This is a genomic window from Bradyrhizobium sp. Leo170, from assembly GCF_004296405.1.
Lineage (GTDB): Bacteria > Pseudomonadota > Alphaproteobacteria > Rhizobiales > Xanthobacteraceae > Bradyrhizobium.
In genome coordinates this window covers 1-14195 of sequence record NZ_PSRR01000231.1, presented here as the reverse complement: position 1 = coordinate 14195, position 14195 = coordinate 1, and the positions used below count along the sequence as shown (strand labels likewise).

Below are 14195 nucleotides of genomic sequence, written 5' to 3'. Positions count from 1 at the left end.
GTCAGCCAAAAGGCAAAGAACATCCACCGACGCGAGTTGCCTTGGGATTGTGGAGTCTTGGGCGTGAAGCAAGGACAGAAGATACCTTCAGAAAGGCGTGTCGCGCTCATTGAGGCAGAACGAAGGGCAGCTACGCTGTTTGACGAGATCGAAAGGCGAAACCTTGTCAGAGCGGGGCGGACGGAGCGAGAGGTCGAGCAAGAGATTTACGCGATCGCATTGCAACAGTTTGGCGCTGAGAAGCACTGGCATAAGCGCATTGTGCGGGCGGGCACGAATACTTTGACGCTTGCGGCCGACAACCCGCCGGTCCGCAGCATCGAGGCAGACGACATCGTCTATGTGGATTTAGGGCCTGTCTTCGAGGACTGGGAAGCGGATCTCGGTCGTACCTATATTCTGGGTAATCATCCTGGAGGACCGTTAGTCGAAGCCTTACCAATCGTCTTCGAAAAGGTGCAGGCCCATTACCATGCATCACCCGGCATAACAGGCTCCGAACTATACGCGTATGCACAAAAGGCGGCGGCGGAGGCTGGATGGCTTTTTTGGCGGTGCGATCGCAGGCCATCTTGTGAGTGAATTCGCTCACGCCCAGATCCCTGGAAATAGGGACTTGAATCGGATACAGCCGGGGAACACGAAGCGCATGGACGATCCTGACGAACTCGGCCGGGAGCGGCACTGGATCCTAGAAATCCATCTCGTTGAACCACGCGGCTCATACGGTGGATTTTATGAACGCCTGCTATGACGGCGCTTTCGAATCGCCTGTCTACAACCATTGCCACCTCCGGTAACTTTGATGTCGCGCTTTTCAAAGTCATAGGAACGTACTGGCAAGTGCGCTCAGGCGCCCGTTACACGCCAGATCACATCGCCAACATCGTCCGCCACCAGAACAGAACCGTCGGGGCCGAGCGCTACCCCGACCGGTCGCCCGTAGGATTCCCGCTCATCCGGTGCGAGGAATCCGCTCAGGATGTCCCGCGGCGGGCCGGATGGGCGTCCGTTCTCGAAGGGCACGAACACGACCTTGTAGCCGCTGAGCGTGCTGCGATTCCAGGAGCCGTGCTGTCCGATTGCCATGCCATCGGGAAAGCCCGGAAGCGTGCCGGCCGGCAACCAGCATAGACCCAGCGATGCCGTGTGCCCGCCAAGGGCGTAGTCCGGCGTGATGGCCGTTGCGACCAAGGCCGGATCCTGCGGGACGCGATCGTCAACCGTCTGCCCCCAATAGCAATAGGGCCAGCCGTAGAAGCCGCCGTCGCGGACCGAGGTCAGATAATCCGGAGGTGTCTCGTCGCCGATCCCATCGCGCTCGTTGACGACCGTCCAGAGCGCGCCGGTCTGCGGCTCCCATGCGAGGCCCACGGGGTTGCGCAGGCCGCTCGCAAACATGCGGCTGTTGCCGCTCGCAAGATCGAGCTCATAGACGCAGGCCCGCCCTTCCTCGACCTCCATGCCGCTCTCGGCGATGTTGCTGAGCGAGCCGACCCCGACATAGAGCTTCTTGCCATCGGGGCTCGCCAGCAGGCTTCGCGTCCAATGCCCGGCAGGCTTGAACTCGACAAGTTTGCGCCCCTCGGCGGTGATGCGGCTCGTGCCCCCCGCATACGAAAACGCTACGACGCCGTCGGTGTTGCCGACATAGAACGTCTCGCCTACCAGCGCCATGCCGAACGGCTGGTTCAGCCCCTCCATGAATGTCTCTCGTATTTCTGCGACGCCATCGCCGTCGCGGTCGCGCAACAGCGTGATACGGTTTGCGCTGACGCCAAGTGCATCGGCCCGTCTCATCGTCGCCTGCATCGCATAGTGGAACATGCTCCTGGGAGGGCCTGCGACCTGCGTCGCCTCGGCAATGAGCACGTCGCCATTTGGCAACACTTCGATCCAGCGCGGATGGTCCAGGCCGGCCGCAAATGCGTTGACCTTCAGCCCCGGTCCCGCCACGGGTTTTTGGCCGGCGCTCCAGCCCCTGGCCGTCGGCATCTTGAGCGTCGGGATCGCGCCTTGCGACCTCGCTAACGGAATCTGCGGATCATCGCCCCATGCCGGCTTTGGTGCTGCCCCCTGCCACCGACGCCACAATAGCGCGGCACCGCCGACCAGCGCGACGAAGCGCGCAAAGAAGCTGGAAAAATTCATCGAGATTCCTTGTTGGTTGCCCTGGCTTTCGGATGCCGGGTGGATCTTGAAGGCGCAGATCGCGAATATCAGGTTGACGATCTGCCGGTTGGGTTCATGCCAACGTGACAATTTTGGCTGATGTCGTGATTGCAGTCGATGATCTCCCAAGTGGTCTCAACCCCGATTGCAAGGCAATCGCCGGAGGCCCGTCGGCTGGACCTGCCAAAATCCGTTAGCCGTCAACGTCCCACAATAAGCTTTAGCGAACCGAGGAAAAGCGGTTCTGTTCGAAAATGGCCAAACCGCTCGTCCCATCGGCCGAATTTGATATCCCGTGACAGATCGTTTTCGAAGCGCTGTATGGCGGCGTCGTCGACAAAAGCCCACGCCGAGCAGGCACGGCGCGCCTCGGGGTTGAGGAGCATTTCGGGGCGACCGAAATACGCCTCGTTGAAGCCGTCGGTGCAGTCCAGCGGAATTGGAACCGGCAGGACCTCGGACTGGTCGCCAAGTGTGGCGGCAATTCCTTGCGTGGAAGGGTATCTGCTGGCTTCCACGGCGATGACCTCAGGACAGTAATGCTGAAGCCAGAAGCGATCGAGTTCGGCCGGCTCGCAAACACCGATTCTTGCGATCCAGAAGGATCGCCTTCGCATTTTGGGAAGTGCGGGTGTGCGTCTTGTCAAGACGATTGAGATCGTTTGACTAGGTCTGCAAGCGCTCCAAGGATACGCGACGCGATTGCTGCAGGAGGTTGGACATTCTGTTCAGCTTCAGGAAATGGCTGTCTTACCCCTGAGAGTAGTGACAATGATCCACTCTCGCACGCCTTTCCGGACAGGGGCCTCGAAAATTGGGCCGCATTAGCGACATATCTCAGATTATTTTCGCGAAAAATTGCCGCACGTTGTTTGGTAAACGCGCGCAGCTAAACGTAACGAATGTGACATAATGTAACGAGATGTAACGAAAGATGTGACTCCGGCGCATCAATGCAGGGTCATTACTTGGGAATTACTTTGCGAAGTTCTTTGTGTTGGTTCTCGCAGCGCAGTCGTGAAAGCCACTCGGCTGCTCGCGGCAATCACATATTAAAGATTCGGCGTTCATGTAGGCGATCGATCGCTTCGGCATTTGATTGGAGTGTTGCGGCATCGTTGTCGGTGCCGATGCGACGAAATTTCGTCGTCGCGCCGTCGCACGAAGTTGCACGAGCTACATGGAATGGAAGGACTGTCATATATGAAGCGCCGCGATTTCCTGATTGGTGCATCCGCTTTCGGTTTGGCTGCGCCTGCGCTTTTCAGGGCCGCCGTATCGCCAGTGGACGCGCAGCAGGCCGCACCTGCGGGAGCGCGCATTGTTCGCGCCGCAATCTTTCCCGCGATTGGCTTCTCACGTGTCGGCAACGGTGATGAGTGGTTTCCGGCGCCCGAGGTTCCCGGTCTGATGAACGAGCCTCCGGGAGGATTCAAGCAGGGACCAAGCAGCATCAAGAAACAGGTCCAGCGCTTCCGCGTGTACGGTTATGACGATCAGGGACGCGTGGTGCGCGAACTGGGAGCGTCCGATGGTGTGCGCTGGACGGTGCACGTCGCGAACACCAAGGCTGCCTGGTATGGCTATTCGAATGCCTTGGACGGAGGAGCGCAGGCTCCCGGTATTCCGGGCGCACAACGCAATGCCTTCATCGAACCTGCCCGTCGCGAACAAATGCTGGCGATTGACGCGGGGGCAGTCCGCATCGATGGCGCATCGAAGAATACGGATGGCCGGGATGCCGCCTATCAAATGGCAGGTCAGTTCTGGAAAAAGCTGCCAGTGAAACTCGGTCATCTCCGCACTGACGATGCAGGCCGGCTGCTGGTATTCCCGGCGGACGGAATATCCAACAGTGCTTTGGCTCAGAATCCGGTGCGCGACTTCACCAACAACGATGGTTGGCACGACGACTGGTGCGATGGCTGGGTGAAAGCCACAGTACGCGTCGGGGATGCAGATGTCGATTGCGAACCGGCGTGGGTCGTGTGCTGCGGACCGAAGTTTGCTCCCCAGATTGAGCCGATTGTCAGCCTTTATGATGCCGCGCGCGAAGCAATGATCGCTACGGGACATATGAAGGCGGTCGCCGGTCAGGTTTCCTTCCGTCGCGACGTACTGCCTATGCTGCGGCGCTCCGGGATGATGCAGTGGGTCGCGCAGGCCTCGTATCTCGGCAAGGCTTGGATGGATCTCGACGATCTTTCGGATCCGGCGGTGATCAAGTCGTTGGCGGATACGGGAGCAAAGACACGCCCCGCCCGAGAGAAGGTGCTCGCGGCGTTCCGTAAACCCGGTGGTGACGATACCCGTTCGGACGCCCTGCCTCCGATGCTCGGTGACGGCGTCAATTTTCCGGGCAGCCCGACCAGTTGGCTCACGCTTACATCCAGCCAATACAGAATTCTGAGCGACTGGGCGAAGGGCGACTTTATCAACGATCTCGATGATCCTGCAGCCGATGCCGTCAAGCAGCTCGATGACATGCCATTGTCGTTGCGTCCGGAAGCATTGACGCGCGCTGCGCTCGATGCCTGTTCTGGCGGAGCCTTCCATCCCGGCGTCGAGATCACTTGGCCTATCCGTCATGCGGCGCTCTACCGTTCGACGAAGGAGACGTCGCTACCGTTCCGTATCGCGATTTCGAACCGAAAGAGTCTGGTTCAAAATATCGGACTGCAACTCAATCCGCAGAATGTGTTCTCAGGTGATCCGCAGCGACCGCAGGATGGGGCTCCCGTTGGACCGCAGGCGCCTGGCGACCTCACGCGCTGGATGGGTGTTCCGTGGCAGGGCGATGCATTCAGCTGCCAATCTGTGCTGACGGGCGAGGGGTTCCCGACGCCAGTGTGGTGGCCCGCGCTTCTGCCCGTCGATGTCCTGCCGGAAGGGTTCTACAAGCAGATGATGCGTACTGACCTTCCGATGGAGGAGCGCCTACGCTTCTATCACGCGCGTGTCGCCTGGTCGCGCGGCGCGGCCGGCGTCGGCCTGCACGTCGATGCAAGCTATACAGACGGCCTGCGCCGGATGATCGAGCTCTGGACGCAGATGGGCGTTGTCGTGCGTCGTAGTGGCCCCAAGGATATTCCTGGCGTTCCTGCAGAAGTCTTCGTCGAGGTGCAGCGCGGTTCGACGGATTTGGCCGCGAACAAAGAATTGAAGTAGTGACAGAACGTCAGGCCGTCATTTTGGGGGCGGGCATGGCCGGAATGGCATGTGCCCGCATCCTGTCGCGTCGCGGGATTGATGCCCTTCTTGTCGCCCCACCGTCGGATGTTGCCAGTCGGGGCGAAACGCTGTCGTTCCGGGCGGGCCCCTATCTGGAAACACTTGGATGGCATGGCCTGCTTGATGCGGAGACGGCGTTAGTCAATCAGGGCAGCTATTCCGTGTGGGGCAATAGAGCGCTGCGTCGTGGCATGTTCCACCAGGAAGAAATGTCGGGCTGGCACATCGATCGTTATCGGCTTGAGGCTCGGATGGCGGAAACACTTGAAGCCGATGGCGTAGATCGCGTCTTCTGCGAAGCCCGGCAGTTCTCGAGATCTGAAACCGGAATCGCCGTTGAGCTTGCTGACGGATCACCGGTAAATACGCGGCTGTTGGTTGATTGCTCAGGCCGCTCCGCTGTGACCGCAGGTCCAGCGGTGACGCTCCGTCGCCTCGACAAGCTCGTGGCCTGCTACAGTGTCTTCACCCTTGATGAGGACGTTGAGGCCATCCCTGTTACGCTTGTTGAGGCTGTGGCGATAGGGTGGTGGTATACGTCGTTGCTGCCCGGCAGCCGTATGCTGGTGGGACTCTTTACCGACTCTGATCTGCTACCGGCGGGATTCCGCAAAAATGCCGGTCTGTGGGCTGACCTGGCGTCGCAAACGACGGCGATCTCTCCGCGCTTGTCGAGTCTTGGTATGGATCTGGCCGCGGCGCCTGAACTGCATTTCGCCGCAGCCAGCACCGTAACAGCATCGGAGCTTGTTGAACCATTCATCATTCGAGCGGGCGATGCGGCCAGTGCATTGGATCCGCTCGCCGCGAACGGACTTGCTACCGCCCTGTGGAGCGGAATTCAGGCAGCCGAAAGCGTTGTTGGACTTCTCACGCAAAACGACGGGACGAAAGCGGTTCAGTATCAGCAGCAGTTCCTGCAAGGCATCGCGTCGCACCTTGCCGTGCAAACGGCGATGTATGCCTCCGAGCACCGCTTCATCGACGCGCCATTCTGGCAGCGACGACGAGGTCCGTGGTTGGAAAATTGATCGATGCAATCGTTCTCAGTTGCTGAGGCGCGAGCAGGTCGCCGCTGCCGAAGGCGCGTCACTAAGAGATGCGGTACGCTTGACCATCTATGTATCTGATGTCGTGCGTTTACGTCCTGTGGTGAATAAGGTGCAGGAAGATCTTTGGGGCAAAGGCCCTTATCCGCCACGTACTGTTCTCGAGGTTCGAAAGCTCGATCAGGATGACATCGCCGAGGTCGATGGAACGTTCTATGCGCCACTGAAGAAATAGCATCGGGTCGTCATGGAGCGGCTTGGCCAAATGACCAAGCCTTTTCTCTCGCGACAAACGCGAAGCGTTTGCGTCGGAAGATCATGCTCAAACAAAAAGCTAAAGCGGGATGACGATTCGAAGAAAAGTCATCACGCTTGAGTTGTCACGCCGGTCGCGCCATCAGTGATGGGCCGAAACGCTCCTGAGGCACTCTGACAGGAGATTGTCGCCAGACGTGGAATGGCTGACATCGCCGAGACTGAGGATGCCGACCATCCGCTTGCTCTTGTTGATCACTGGCAATCTGCGGACCTGCAGCTTCTCCATGTGATGCATCGCCTTCGCGAGGTCATCGTCTTCCCGGCAGCAATGGATGCCTTCGGTCATGACATCGCGCGCCGTCGCGCGACGAGCATCGAAGTTGTTGCTCGCAAGCCCTTTGCAGACGATATCGCGGTCGGTCACCATCCCGATCAGCCGATCGTCCTCTCCGATCGGAATGCAGCCGATGTCGTGCCCCCGCATCAATTTCGCGAGTTCGGTGACGGGGGTGTCGGGGCTGACCCAGTCGACGCCCTTGTGCATCACTTCTTTGACTTTCATGGCGGACCTCCGTTACTGGATTTCAGGTGCACTTGATGCAACGCATTTGCCCAGGGCATGATCCGGAAAAGTGTGAAGCGGTTTTCCCTCGCGACAAACGCGCAGCGTTTGCGCGGAGATCATGCTCAAACAGTAACCTAAGCGCGATGATGATTCATCCTCGTCTCTTCGCGCTTTAGCGGCAGATGCGCGCGACCAATCCTTTAGTCGTGCGCGCTAAAGCGCCCATGCGGTGCGTTCGCCGTCAGGCGCGCAAACTGCTCGTGCGTGAGATGAAGCAGGGTCTCATGATCGCCGGCTTCCATATAGATTTCCGGCTGTGTCTCGATGCTGTCGTCGACGATGATATCGAGCCCATAGCACTTGCCAACGGCGGGAACGGCGCCGTGCGCGCAGTCGCGGAACAGTTGATTGATTTCGGTTTCATCCGCCATATCGACATTATCACCGAGCGTCGTCCGCAGCTCGGACAGGCGGAGGTGGTGCGATGCGGGCACGACGGCGAGAATATATTCGCCGTCGCGTCGCAACACGATGCCCTTGGCGAGACGATCGCCCGAGATATGGGATACTTCAGCCGTGCGAGTGGACGACATGCTCAGCTCGTGCTGGATCTCCTCGTATTGGATGTTTTCAGCGGCCAGGTATTTTTGCAGTGTGGGAGCGATGGACATAACCGTGACCTCCGGTGCGGGTAGGCAAACCATCCGCCGTAAGGTCTTCCTGCCGAGCCTCGCCTTACGATGGGCGGCTGCGTCATTATAAGGCCAACATATTCCTTCCATCCGCCGGCTGCAATTCTTCGTCAGTGGCTGGGTTGCGATGCAAACGCCTCGACTTGGCGTTGGTATGCTTTCTGTCTTTGCCTCCAACAGGCGATCGTCGCGGCGTATGGATCACCGATAAGGCAGCGTTCTTGGCCCAATTCGTCATCTTGAGGAAGCGCGGCGCGCCGACCCCCGATGGCATACGATGACAGCGGAATTGTTGTTTGAAATTTGAATCCGAACTTTCCCGTCGTCCTCCCGGCCTAGAGCCAGACCTGTAACGAGGGAGATTTGATGTGCTCCGCCGCCGTCGCTTGCTGCCGCCACAAGGTGAGCCGCGATATTGCCGTCAGCCCGTCGACGATCCGGGCCTTGTTCCCGGTTCGCTTTTTCGTGAACGCGAATACGTCTCCAGACCATATGGTTGCAACCTAATCATTAGTATCCTATCTATTGTCCATGATTCTTTCCCAAACAACGATTCATGCCGAAATGGGTTTGCTCATCGCACGGCTTGCCCGGCTGTGGCGTCGCGAGGCCAACCAGGCGCTTGCCGATCACGGTCTGTCGGAGGCGACCGCACTTCCCCTGATGGTGCTGTCGCGCCGGGGCAAGAGCGTCCGCCAAGGTGAACTCGCCGAGGAGATGGGCATCGAAGGTCCGTCGCTGGTCCGGCTGATCGATGTGCTGCAGGCCGAAGGGCTGGTGGAACGCCATGAGGATTCCACCGACCGCCGCGCCAAGACCTTGCATCTCACCCCGATGGGCGAGGCCAAGGCCAACGAGGTCAACCGGGTCTTGCGCAAGGTCCGCGCGTACCTCCTGAAGGACATCGGTAGCGACGAGCTTGTGGCGACCTTCGAGGCGCTGCTGAGCATCGAACGGCGAGCCAATCGGTTGCGCGAAGCCGCGGCGGCCTGAGCCGTGCGTTCCGACCAATCTTTCCTGGTCCGCCATGCGAACCTTGTCTTTGCGTTCAAGACCTTCCTGGCGGCGGCTTTGGCGCTGGTCGTCGCGCTCTGGATCGACTTGGCGCGTCCCTATTGGGCGATGGCGACCGTCTATATCGCCTCCCAACCGCTAGCGGGCGCAACGAGTTCCAAGGCGCTCTCCCGTGTGCTGGGAACGGTGGTTGGCGCAATCGTCAGCGTCATCCTAGTCCCCAATCTCGTCAATGCCCCCGAATTGCTCTGCCTGGTCGTTGCACTCTGGGTCGGCCTTTGTCTGTATTTGTCGCTGCTCGAGCGCAGCCCGCGCAGCTATGCCTTCATGCTTGCCGGATACACGGTAGCGCTGATCGGCTTTCCCGCCGTCTCGGACCCCGGCAGCATCTTCGACACTGCGCTCGCGCGCGTCGAGGAGATCACGCTCGGCATCATCTGCGCGACCCTGGTGTCGACAATCGTATTCCCGCGCAGCGTCGCCCCCGCCGTCGCTGCCCGCGTCAACAATTGGCTGTGCGACGCAAGCCGGCTCAGCCAGGATGTTCTCTCCGGCCGTGGCGCCGAGCGGGTCCATCGGGCGCAACGCTTGCGGCTGGCGACCGACGCCGTCGAAATCGACGCGCTCGCTGGTCACCTGGCCTATGACCGCTTCGCGGACGCAAATGCCGTCAGCGGATTGCAGGCGCTTCGCCTGCACATGCTGATGCTGCTGCCGCTCCTGTCCTCGATCACCGATCGGATCGCAGCACTTGGCGGCCGGTTGGGCGAATGCTCGCCGCAATTGCCGCGGCTGCTTGATGATCTCGGGCGCTGGCTCGCGGCTGACGCCGGCGAACGGCAACCGGCCGATGTGCTGCGCGCCGCGATCATGTCACTGCGGCCGAAGCTCGATGCCCATTCGTCCTGGGATCAGGTCACGGCGGCGAACCTGCTGATACGCCTGCGCGAGCTCGTCGATGTCTCGGATGATTGCCGGGTGCTCAACCGCGCCATTGCCGTTGGCAAGGACGTCTCCGGCCTTCGGCTGGCATTCCTTCCTGAGGCCAGCATTGCTCCGGCGCGACACCGCGACCACGGCTTGGCACTATGGTCGGGGGCTGGCGCGGCTTTCGCGGTCCTGGTCTGCTGTGCCTTCTGGATCGGGACAGGCTGGGTGGACGGCGCATCGGCCCCGATGATGGCGGCCATAGGCTGTTCCTTCTTCGCCGCGCAAGATGATCCCGCGCCCAGTATTCGCAGCTTCGCATGGTGGTCACTGGCCTCGGTCGCGGTCGTCGCCATTTATTTGTTCGCCATCATTCCGGCAATCTCCACGGTCGAGGTGCTGATCGCGGCCCTGGCGCCGTCCTTCATCCTGTTCGGCGTTCTGATCGCGCGGCCCCGGACCAACTTCATTGGCATGGCGCTGGCAGCCAATTCGGCCACCTTGCTGGCGCTGCAGTCGACTTACGACGCAGACTTTGCGAGCTTTACAAATGCCGCCATCGCATTGCTGCTGGGAATGGCGGCGGCTGCGGTCATTACCAGGCTGGCGCGGTCGGTCGGAGCCGAGTGGGTCGCGCGGCGCCTGATGAAAACCAGCTGGGCGACGCTAGCACTCACGGCAGAGCGGCGCGGCAAGAACGACCGGGCACGCTTCGCCGGGCTGATGCTGGATCGCCTCGGCCTGTTGGTCCAGCGCTTCGCCGTGATTCCCGAGGTCGATCGCCGCGACGTCGACGGTCTGACCCAGCTCCGGGTCGGCCTCAACATCATCGATCTGCGCCGGGCCCGTCACAAGCTGACGCCGGCGACGCTCAGTGCAATCGACGACATGCTGGACCAGCTTGCGCTAGCGTGTCGCGAACACGTCTCGGGCCCGCTGCCGCCTGAACTGCTCAGGCTGATCGATGTTGCGCTCGCCGAGGCGCTCAACGAGCCCGAAGGCGGTGCCAGAGATGATGCGCTGATCGGCTTGATCGGCATCCGGCGCGGGCTGTTTCCGGACGTCTTGGCCTACCAGCCTCAATCACCTGATCCACGGAATCTAGCGGCATGAGATATGAGATCGATATCTATGGCGTGCTCGCGCCCGCGCTTCTGCTGTGGCTGATCATTGCCTATGCGTTGAGCGCCCTGCTGCGCAAGACCCTGCGCAAGACCGGACTTTACCGGCTGGTCTGGCATCCCGCGTTGTTCGACCTGGCCCTGTTCGTCTGCCTTTTGGGAGGCGTCGTCTATTTGTCTTCGGAGTATCTGTCGTGAAGAGATTTTTCTTCGTGCTTGGCCGTCTTGCGCTGACGGGTATCGCTGTCGCAGCGGCTGTGAATGTCGCGATCCATCTGTGGGACTACTACGTGGAGGCACCATGGACGCGAGACGGGCGGGTGCGCGCCGATGTCGTCCAGGTCACGCCTGACGTTTCGGGTTTGGTCACGGACGTCCTGGTGCAGGACAACCAGAAAGTCCATCGCGGCGACGTCCTCTTTCGCATCGACCGCGCCCGCTTCGCGCTCGCCTTGCAGCAGGCCGATGCCGTCGTCGCAAGCCGTCGCGCTGCCCTCGATCAGGCAAATAGCGATTTGAAGCGCTATCGCACGCTGACCACCGATGCCGTCTCCCAGCAGAAGCAGGAGCAGGTGCTGGCGACGCAGCAGCAAGCCCAGGCCGGCTACGACCAGGCGGTGGCCGATCGCGACCTTGCCCAACTCAATCTCGACCGCAGCGAAGTGCACGCATCGGTCAACGGCACGATCTCGAACATGAACCTGCGTCCCGGCACCTATGTGATGGCGGGCAAAGGGGTGATGGCGCTGGTGGATACCGACACGCTCCGCGTCGAGGGTTATTTCGAGGAAACGAAGCTGCCACGCATCCATGTCGGCGATGCTGTCAGGATCCGCCTGATGGGCGACAAGGGGCGCCTGACCGGACATGTGGAAAGCATTGCTGCCGGCATAGAAGATCGTGACCGGGCCGAGGGGACAAGCCTTCTTGCCAACGTCAACCCGACCTTCAACTGGGTTCGTCTGGCGCAACGTGTCCCCGTGCGCATCGCTCTCGACCAAGGAGCGGGCCAGGCCGAACTCGTCGCCGGCCGCACGGCGACGGTCGAGATCGTCGGGTCGACCAACAACGGGCTATCGAGGCGTGCCGACGCTGCTCGCTAGAGCATGTCCTCACAAGCGGTGCTATGGATTGCTTCGCTTCGCTCCCGAAGCGGCGCGCGGCAACGCCGCCGCCGAGATTATTGAGAGCAGGGGCTTTCCCACTGGCATCGACAGCGAGAAGCTAGTAAGCGTGCGCCATGTTCTACGCGACGCGATGCCGGACGAGCCGCTTTATGGCGGGCTTGCCTGCGCTGGACCGCCCCGACCGGCTGCGAGCCGAGTCAGGTGAGCGGTACTCGTCGACCAACCTCGCGACTGCTTGAGAAAGATGAACATCCCAGCTCGCCTTACGCTTTGTGTCGCCCTGCTTGCCACGCTTGAATGCGCTCCGGCGACAGCCAAAACGATTCAGCAACAGTTGCTGTCTTTGGACCCGCAAACACGTATCGAACAGCGCTGCAATGGACGGGCAGCGGGTTTGATTGGACGGGAGCACAGTGCTTTCAAGCCGGATGAGGTCGTTGCTTATGCGTTTGCCGAGCCCGTGCTGAAAGGAAATGCGCTCCAAGCGTCTGGAGCGGCCATCCGAAGTCGGGGACATTGGTACCATCTTTCCTACGCGTGTCGCGTCACGTCGGACGGGCTCGGCATCGAGACTTTCAGCTACAAATTGGGGGCAGAGGTTCCTCGTGCGATATGGGCCGAACACTATCTCGTCCCGTAGCTAACCGACCAAAGGCGAAGGAGATCACAAGCGGCAGGAGTCTTTGTGGGTGCTTGTTGCGGGATAGATCAGATCATGATCCGATTCCGTCCAATCGGATATGATTTGGCGCCGCGCCAAGGATGGTGGGTTACGCCTTGTGGTTTCGCCTGCGCTATTTCGTCAGCATCGCTCCGGTTTCCGGATGCTGCAGCCATCCCAGCACCGCGTCGTGGAATCGTGCGGGTGCCTGGATTTGTGGGGCGTGGCCGAGGTCGGGGAATTCGATCAGTTGCGCGTGCGGGAAACGCTTCGCCGCCTCCTTGCCGAGCACGGGATAGTTGCCGAGCTTGGGGCGAATGTCCGGCGGCGCGAGGTCCTTGCCGATGGCGGTGGTGTCCTTGTCGCCGATCAGGAGCAGCACTGGCGTGGTGATGCGCTCGAATTCGTAGAACACCGGCTGGGTCGCGATCATGTCATAGAGCCGCGCCGAGCTCGAGGCCACGGTCTCGCGCCCGGGACCGCGATATAGGCCGGCCAGCATCTGCACCCAGGGTTCGTATGACGCGTCCCAGGTGTTGGCATAGTAGGTCGCGCGCTCGTAGGCGCGAATGGTGTCGGCGGTCACGCGCTTCTCGCGCTCGTTCCAGCCGTCGAGGCTGAGCCACGGCACGCCCTTGGCCGCCCAGTCCTCCAGGCCGATCGGATCGACCAGCACGAGCTGATCGACGGCCGCCGGATACATCAGCGCATAGCGCATCGCGAGCATGCCGCCGGTCGAATGGCCCATGATCACCGAACGCTCGATGCCGAGTGACGCCAATAGCGCGCGGGTGTTGCCGGCGAGCTGCTGGAATGTGAATTGATAGCGCTCAGGCTTGCTGGATTTGCAGAACCCGATCTGATCTGGCGCGATCACCCGATAGCCGGCCGCCGTCAGCGCCTTGATCGAGCCTTCCCAGGTGGCGGCGCAGAAATTCTTCCCATGCAGCACCACGACGGTGCGGCCGTTCGGGTTCGACGGCTTCACGTCGAGATAGGCCATCTCCAGTTCCTGGCCTTGCGAAGAGAATCGATAGCGCTCCACCGGGAAGGGGTATTCGAAGCCCTGCAGCTCCGGTCCATAGGCCGGCCCGCCATCGGCAGCGGAGGCCGGTGAACTCAGGCTCAGAGCGGTGGTCAATGCGAGACCGAACAGGGTGGCAAAACGGATCATCGGGCAATCCTGCAGAATTGAAGCGCTAGGCGTCCTCGGACTAACGCAGCACTGTGACGCTATCCAGAAGGCCTGCGATGATTTGTTTGTGATCGATCGGGAGATCGGCCAGCTCACCTGCTGCCAACGCACCGTCATTCCGGGGCGCGCGAAGCGCGAGCCCGGAATCCATTCATCCGCGGTCGCAAGCGGTGAAATGGATTC

General features: G+C 60.8%; 15 protein-coding genes. 10 read left to right on the top strand and 5 right to left on the bottom strand.

The genetic code is table 11. The features are described from left to right. The coding region (locus CWO89_RS29900) for a M24 family metallopeptidase (RefSeq protein WP_207234602.1) at window positions 1-582 on the top strand (582 nt) is incomplete at its 5' end. A gap of 267 nt (window positions 583-849) precedes the next feature. Here the strand turns inward: CWO89_RS29900 and CWO89_RS29895 are convergent. Together CWO89_RS29895 and CWO89_RS29890 are read right to left on the bottom strand one after the other, a co-directional pair. Further along, window positions 850-2151 carry a PQQ-dependent sugar dehydrogenase gene (locus tag CWO89_RS29895; protein ID WP_130582158.1) on the bottom strand — a complete coding sequence of 434 codons (1302 nt, stop codon included), beginning with the start codon at window positions 2149-2151 and terminating at the stop codon, window positions 850-852. A gap of 221 nt (window positions 2152-2372) precedes the next feature. Continuing rightward, on the bottom strand, window positions 2373-2819 hold the full coding sequence (locus CWO89_RS29890) for a hypothetical protein (RefSeq protein WP_130582155.1): 447 nt from the start codon (window positions 2817-2819) through the stop codon (window positions 2373-2375). Between the two features lie 556 nt (window positions 2820-3375). Here CWO89_RS29890 and goxA point away from each other — a divergent pair. From goxA to CWO89_RS29875, 3 genes are all read left to right on the top strand, one after another. Further along, window positions 3376-5340: a CTQ-dependent glycine oxidase GoxA gene (goxA, locus tag CWO89_RS29885; protein ID WP_130582154.1), complete on the top strand. Its 1965-nt coding sequence runs from the start codon at window positions 3376-3378 to the stop codon at window positions 5338-5340. After that, window positions 5340-6434 carry an NAD(P)/FAD-dependent oxidoreductase gene (locus CWO89_RS29880; protein WP_245476649.1) on the top strand — a complete coding sequence of 365 codons (1095 nt, stop codon included), beginning with the start codon at window positions 5340-5342 and terminating at the stop codon, window positions 6432-6434. The genes goxA and CWO89_RS29880 overlap by 1 nt, the downstream gene beginning before the upstream one ends. Before the next feature lie 79 nt (window positions 6435-6513). Then, window positions 6514-6687, top strand: coding sequence for a RidA family protein (locus tag CWO89_RS29875; RefSeq protein WP_245476648.1), 174 nt, complete (start codon window positions 6514-6516; stop codon window positions 6685-6687). A gap of 162 nt (window positions 6688-6849) precedes the next feature. Here the strand turns inward: CWO89_RS29875 and CWO89_RS29870 are convergent, their stop codons facing one another. Together CWO89_RS29870 and CWO89_RS29865 are read right to left on the bottom strand one after the other, a co-directional pair. Next, a complete protein-coding gene (locus tag CWO89_RS29870) occupies window positions 6850-7272 on the bottom strand; it encodes a CBS domain-containing protein (protein ID WP_130582153.1) in 423 nt (140 codons plus the stop codon). A 203-nt stretch (window positions 7273-7475) separates the two neighbouring features. Continuing rightward, on the bottom strand, window positions 7476-7946 hold the full coding sequence (locus CWO89_RS29865) for an aminoacyl-tRNA deacylase (protein ID WP_130582152.1): 471 nt from the start codon (window positions 7944-7946) through the stop codon (window positions 7476-7478). A 552-nt stretch (window positions 7947-8498) separates the two neighbouring features. On the opposite strand from CWO89_RS29865, the gene CWO89_RS29860 reads away from it, so the two are divergent. From CWO89_RS29860 to CWO89_RS29840, 5 genes are all read left to right on the top strand, one after another. After that, window positions 8499-8960: a MarR family winged helix-turn-helix transcriptional regulator gene (locus tag CWO89_RS29860; protein ID WP_130582151.1), complete on the top strand. Its 462-nt coding sequence runs from the start codon at window positions 8499-8501 to the stop codon at window positions 8958-8960. Between the two features lie 3 nt (window positions 8961-8963). Continuing rightward, window positions 8964-11021 carry an FUSC family protein gene (locus CWO89_RS29855; RefSeq protein ID WP_130582150.1) on the top strand — a complete coding sequence of 686 codons (2058 nt, stop codon included), beginning with the start codon at window positions 8964-8966 and terminating at the stop codon, window positions 11019-11021. Continuing rightward, window positions 11018-11227 carry a DUF1656 domain-containing protein gene (locus CWO89_RS29850; RefSeq protein WP_130582149.1) on the top strand — a complete coding sequence of 70 codons (210 nt, stop codon included), beginning with the start codon at window positions 11018-11020 and terminating at the stop codon, window positions 11225-11227. Before CWO89_RS29855 ends, CWO89_RS29850 begins: the two co-directional genes overlap by 4 nt. After that, window positions 11224-12132 carry an efflux RND transporter periplasmic adaptor subunit gene (locus CWO89_RS29845; protein ID WP_130582148.1) on the top strand — a complete coding sequence of 303 codons (909 nt, stop codon included), beginning with the start codon at window positions 11224-11226 and terminating at the stop codon, window positions 12130-12132. The genes CWO89_RS29850 and CWO89_RS29845 overlap by 4 nt, the downstream gene beginning before the upstream one ends. Before the next feature lie 268 nt (window positions 12133-12400). Continuing rightward, window positions 12401-12796 (top strand): DUF930 domain-containing protein, encoded by a 396-nt coding sequence (locus CWO89_RS29840; RefSeq protein ID WP_245476650.1) that lies wholly within the window; start codon window positions 12401-12403, stop codon window positions 12794-12796. Between the two features lie 154 nt (window positions 12797-12950). Here CWO89_RS29840 and CWO89_RS29835 read toward each other — a convergent pair whose 3' ends face one another. Beyond that, window positions 12951-13991, bottom strand: a complete 1041-nt coding sequence (locus CWO89_RS29835; protein WP_130582147.1) for an alpha/beta fold hydrolase — start codon at window positions 13989-13991, stop codon at window positions 12951-12953. Here CWO89_RS29835 and CWO89_RS47170 point away from each other — a divergent pair. Continuing rightward, on the top strand, window positions 13975-14195 hold a 221-nt coding region (locus tag CWO89_RS47170), incomplete at its 3' end, for a hypothetical protein (RefSeq protein WP_207234601.1). The genes CWO89_RS29835 and CWO89_RS47170 overlap by 17 nt on opposite strands.

Bases quoted from the DNA above. Each gene is read 5' to 3' on its own strand.
- CWO89_RS29865 (WP_130582152.1), bottom strand. From the start codon at position 7,946: ATGTCCATCGCTCCCACACTGCAAAAATACCTGGCCGCTGAAAACATC.
- goxA (WP_130582154.1), top strand. From the start codon at position 3,376: ATGAAGCGCCGCGATTTCCTGATTGGTGCATCCGCTTTCGGTTTGGCT.
- CWO89_RS29870 (WP_130582153.1), bottom strand. From the start codon at position 7,272: ATGAAAGTCAAAGAAGTGATGCACAAGGGCGTCGACTGGGTCAGCCCC.
- CWO89_RS29840 (WP_245476650.1), top strand. From the start codon at position 12,401: ATGAACATCCCAGCTCGCCTTACGCTTTGTGTCGCCCTGCTTGCCACG.
- CWO89_RS29860 (WP_130582151.1), top strand. From the start codon at position 8,499: ATGATTCTTTCCCAAACAACGATTCATGCCGAAATGGGTTTGCTCATC.
- CWO89_RS29850 (WP_130582149.1), top strand. From the start codon at position 11,018: ATGAGATATGAGATCGATATCTATGGCGTGCTCGCGCCCGCGCTTCTG.
- CWO89_RS29895 (WP_130582158.1), bottom strand. From the start codon at position 2,151: ATGAATTTTTCCAGCTTCTTTGCGCGCTTCGTCGCGCTGGTCGGCGGT.
- CWO89_RS29835 (WP_130582147.1), bottom strand. From the start codon at position 13,991: ATGATCCGTTTTGCCACCCTGTTCGGTCTCGCATTGACCACCGCTCTG.